Source organism: Egibacteraceae bacterium (assembly GCA_040905805.1).
Taxonomy (GTDB): domain Bacteria; phylum Actinomycetota; class Nitriliruptoria; order Euzebyales; family Egibacteraceae; genus DATLGH01.
Map to the genome: position 1 here is coordinate 1 of JBBDQS010000119.1, position 4,855 is coordinate 4,855.

Genomic DNA, 4,855 nt, shown 5'->3' on the forward strand with positions numbered 1-4,855 from the left:
CCACGGTCGTCAGGGACGGTGGGCGGTGCGCCCGGCGACGTGTCGGCCGGCCGCCAGCCGGTGGCCGGCGGCGGCCCCGACCTGCTCCTGCCCGACCTGCAGATCGGCCGGGAGATCGCCCGCGGCGGGTTCGGCGTGGTGTACGAGGCGCACCAGACGGCGCTGAACCGCACCGTGGCGGTCAAGCTGCTCCTCGCCGAGGTGCACGACGAGAAGGTGCGGCTGCGCTTCGAGCGCGAGTGCACCGCGATGGGCCTGCTGTCGGACCACCCGAACATCGTCACGGTGTTCGAGGCCGGCTTCAGCCCGAGCGGCCAGCCGTTCATCCTCATGGACTTCATGACGGGGGGGTCGCTGGCCGACATCGTCGAGGCCGACGGGCCGATGGACTGGCGCGAGGTCCTGTCGACCACCGTCAAGCTCGCTTCGGCGCTGGAGACCGCGCACCGCTCGGGGGTCCTGCACCGTGACGTCAAACCCGAGAACGTGCTGCTGTCGACCTACGGGGAGCCCGAGCTCGGCGACTTCGGGATCGCCCGGCTGGCCGGGGGCCCCGAGACCCGCACCGACACGCTGACCGCGAGCATCGCCCATGTCGCGCCCGAGCTGCTGGCCGGCTCGCCCCCGTCGGTGGCCACCGACCTGTACGCCCTCGGCTCCACCTGCTACGTCCTGCTGTCGGGCCGGCCGGCGTTCCTGCGCGACACCGACGAGTCGATCGTGCCGGCGCTCACCCGGATCACCAGCGAGCCCGTCCCCGATCTGCGCGCCGGCGGCGCGCCGGAGGAGGTGGCCGCGCTCGTCGAGCGCCTGATGGCCAAGGACCCGGCCGAGCGCTTCGCCTCCGCCCTCGACGTGGCGGTGCACGTGCAGGACGTCCAGCTCCGGCTCGGCCTGCCGGTCGCGCCCATCCACGTCCCCGGCGAGCCGTCGTTCCCCGAGCCGTCGTATCCAGACTCCGCGTTCCCGGACGCCGCGTCACCCGAGGCGGGGGACACGGAGCGCGTCGACCCCCCGGCCGCATCCGCCGCCGCTGCCGCGCCCGCCTCTGCCACCGGTCCGGCGGCGCCGCCCCCGGTGCCCGGCGTCGACGACGCGGCCGCGCGCACCGGCGACGGGCTGGGCGACGTGACCGCGCCCGGCCACCCCGCCGCACCCGGGCAGACCACCGCACCAGGCCACCCCACCGCACCCGGCCAGACCACCGCACCCGGCCACCCCAGCGCCCCAGTCGACCCCACCACGGGCGAGCCCACCGCGCCCGTCGGCCCCAGCGCCCCAGTCGACCCCACCACGGGCGAGCCCACCGCGCCCGTCGCTGCGCCAGGCCCCCCGGGCTCGCCGGGCGACCCGACCGGACCCATGCCGGTCACGCGCCGGCGGGGCCGCACGCCTGTGGTGCTGGCCGTCGCCGCCTGCGTCGCGGTCGCGGCCGTCGCCGCGGTGCTCGTCCTGGGACGCGGCGCGACCGACCCAGGGGAGTCCGGCGACGTCGCCGAGCCCGCGGACAGCGGGACCGGGACCGCCGTGGACGACATGGCCGTGGGCGAGGACGGCGGCCAGATCCTCGACGTCACCCAGATGGCGACGCAGATCTCGGAGATCCGGGGGCTGGCCCTGCGCGGCAACCTCGACGCGCGCCGCTACCCGCCCGAGGAGTACTCGGCGCTGGTCCGCGAGTACGCGGGGGGATCCCAGCGTGACGACCTCGCCGAGCAAGGCCAGGTGCTCGCCGCACTGCGGCTGATCCCGCGCGACACCGACTACCCCGAGCTGACCCGGGACCTGTGGGAGGAGCAGCTCAACGGCTTCTACGACGAGTCGGTCGGCCGCGCGCACGTGCGCGGCACGGGCCAGAGCCTGTCCGCCCTTGAGCGCAAGGTCCTCGCCGACGAGCTGATGATCGCCCTGCTGGACTCGGCCTTCGACCTGCAGGCCCTCCACGAGGACGCCGCGAACGCCGACGCCGACCGGGCGGTGGACGCCCTGGTCAAGGGCGACACGTTCCTGTCCTCGACGGTGTGGGCCGAGCGCTTCCTCACCACCGAGGAGCAGACCCAGGCGGACTCCGACCTGAGCCTGCTGCCCGCCCGGGTGGGGCGCTCGGTGTCGCGGGCCATGCTCGGCGAGTTCCTGTTCCCCTTCGTGGCCGGCGAGGACTTCGCCCGCGCGCTGTTCGCCGAGGGCGGTGTGGCGACGCTCGACGCCGCCTACGAGGACCCGCCCACCACGACCGAGCAGATCATCCACCCCGACAAGTACCTGGCGCGCGAGCCGGCGATCGACGTGGCGGGACGGGCGGACCCGCCCGGGGACGGCTGGGGGGAGCTGGTCCGCCGGACGTTCGGGGAGCAGGACCTCCAGCAGCTGCTGGCCGAGCTCGGCGAGGAGCAGGCGCTGCCCGCCGCCGCCGGGTGGGGCGGGGGCACGCTGGTGGCGTGGACCCGCGGCGAGGAGACCGCCGTGGCCGTGTGGCTCGAGATGGACACGCCGGAGGACGGCGCCGAGCTCTGCGAGGCCGTGCCCGTCTGGTACGTCCTGTCCGGCGGTGCGCCCGACGAGGCCGGCGGCTTCTCCAGCCCCGACGACGCCATGGCGGTCTCCTGCGACGGCGCCGCGGTGCGCTTCGCGGTGGCGCCCGACGGGGCGGTGGCACGCACGCTGCTCGAGTGAGCGCGGGGCGCCGCGGCGTGCGGGCGCCTGGAGGGGCCCCGGCCGAACGCCCGTAGCCAGCGGGCGCTACTGGGCGTATCGTTCGGGGAGCTCGGTCCATCCCTGCGAGCAGGCCACACGGGCGGCTCGCGGGAGCGGTCGGTGGCCGGCGCGAGGGAGCGCAGGGTAACCGTCCAGACGGCGAAGGCCGGGCACGCAAGGGGCAGCGGGATGAGCGAGGGCGCAGTGGCGGCGAAGGACCTCGGTATCGAGGGCCTGGGTGACGCCGTGGAGATCGGGCGCGGCGGGTTCGCGACCGTCTACCGCGCGCGCCAGGAGACCTTGTCGCGCACCGTGGCGGTCAAGGTGCTGCACGACGCGGTGACCGACGAGCGGGTCCGGCTCCGCTTCGAGCGCGAGTGCTGGGCCATGGGCACCCTGGCGGGCCACCCCCACATCATCACCGTGCACGGCTCGGGCTTCACCGAGCGCGGCCAGCCCTACATCGTGATGGAGTTCACCTCCAACGGCGCGCTGGCCAACCAGCTGGCGGACGCGGGCCCGCTGCCGTGGGCCGAGGTGCTGTCGATCGGCGTGAAGACGGCCGGGGCGCTGGAGACCGCCCACCGCGGCGGTGTCCTGCACCGCGACGTCAAGCCGGAGAACATCCTGCTGTCGGCCTACGGCGAGCCCCAGCTCGCCGACTTCGGGATCGCGCGCCTGCAGGGCACCGAGGAGACCAAGACCGACACCCTCACCGCCAGCATCGCCCACGTGTCCCCCGAGCTGCTCGGCGGCCAGCCCCCCTCGGCGCTGTCCGACGTCTACGCGCTGGGGTCCACCCTCTACATGCTCCTGGCCGGGGCTCCCGCGTTCATCCGGGACACCGACCAGTCGATCGTCCCCGCGCTCAGCCGCATCATCTCCGACCCGGTGCCCGACCTGCGGGAGCGCGGCGTGCCGGAGTCGGTGTGCGCGGTCGTCGAGCAGCTGATGACCAAGGACACCGCGACGCGCATCCCCACCGCCGAGGCGGCGGGGCGGGCCCTCCAAGACTGCCAGCGCCGGATGGGCCAGCGGGTGTCCCCCCTCACCGTCGTGGGCGAGCCCAAGCGCATCGTCGAGGACGAGGACGCCACCAACACGATCGATCCCGCGGCCCTGGCCGCGCTGCCCGGGGTGGACAGCGGCACCGTCGCGGGCCTCGTCGCCGACGCGGTGCGCGCCGCGGGCATCGCGCCCGGCCCGGCCGCGCCGGCCCCGGCCACACCCGGTGCTCCCGCCACACCCGGCGGCCCCGGCACGCCCGCTACACCCGGCACGCCCGCCACACCCGGCGGCCCCGCCACACCCGGCGGCCCCGGCACGCCCACCACACCCGGCGCCCCTGCCACACCCGGCGGGCCCGGCACGCCTGCCACGCCCGGCGGGCCCGGCGCGCCCGCCACACCCGGCGGCCCCGGCACGCCCGCCACACCCGGCGGGCCCGGCACCCCGGCGGCGCCCCGCCGGTCCCGCGTCCCGCTGCTCGCCGGTCTGGCGCTCGTGCTGGTCCTCGGCGCCGTCGGCGGGGGGGCGCTGCTGCTCGGTGACGAGGAGGACCCCGGCGTCGCGGCCGCGGGCACCCCGCCCGGGGTCGACCGGTCGACGCTGCGCTCGGTGCGCCTGGAGCCCGACGACCTCGAGGGGTCATGGACGCTCGACGCCGACCTCGAGCGCCAGGCCCGCGCCGAGGTGCCCGCGATGCTGTGTACCGGCACCGAGTACGCCGAGCCCGTCGAGGCCGTGGCCTACCGCGCGGGCTCCCCCGGGCCGCGGGTCGCGCAGGGGCTGCGCGTCTTCCCCGACGGCGAGGCGGAGGCCTTCATGGCCGCGCTCCACGACGAGGTCGCCTGCCTGGAGCGCCTGGGCGGGGTCGAGGATGTGACCTCCGAGTCCCTGGACCTCGGCGACGGCGCCATGCGCATCTCCTACACCCAACCCGGCTCGGCCCTCGTGCTCGACGTCGACCTCATCTTCCAGCAGGTGGGCGACGTCGTCAGCCAGGTCATCCACCTCGACTACCCCAGCGCCGACGAGGCGCTGACCGACACCCTGCTCGACACCACCGACGCCAAGCTGACGACCCTGTCGGGCTGACCCCGAACCTGCGCCCGGCCACCTGGTGCGCCCGGCCACCTGGTGCGCCCGGCCACCTGGTGCG

The 4,855-nt window shown here is 76.0% G+C and carries 2 protein-coding genes; both read left to right on the plus strand.

Going from position 1 to position 4,855, the window contains the following annotated elements; all coding sequences use genetic code 11:
• On the plus strand, positions 1-2,673 hold a 2,673-nt coding region (locus WD250_13620; GenBank protein MEX2621247.1), incomplete at its 5' end, for a protein kinase.
• Between the two features lie 210 nt (positions 2,674-2,883).
• Complete coding sequence (locus tag WD250_13625; protein MEX2621248.1) at positions 2,884-4,791, plus strand: serine/threonine-protein kinase; 1,908 nt, start codon at positions 2,884-2,886, stop codon at positions 4,789-4,791.
• Positions 4,792-4,855 lie beyond the last annotated feature (64 nt).

Bases quoted from the DNA above. Each gene is read 5' to 3' on its own strand.
- WD250_13625 (MEX2621248.1), top strand. From the start codon at position 2,884: ATGAGCGAGGGCGCAGTGGCGGCGAAGGACCTCGGTATCGAGGGCCTG.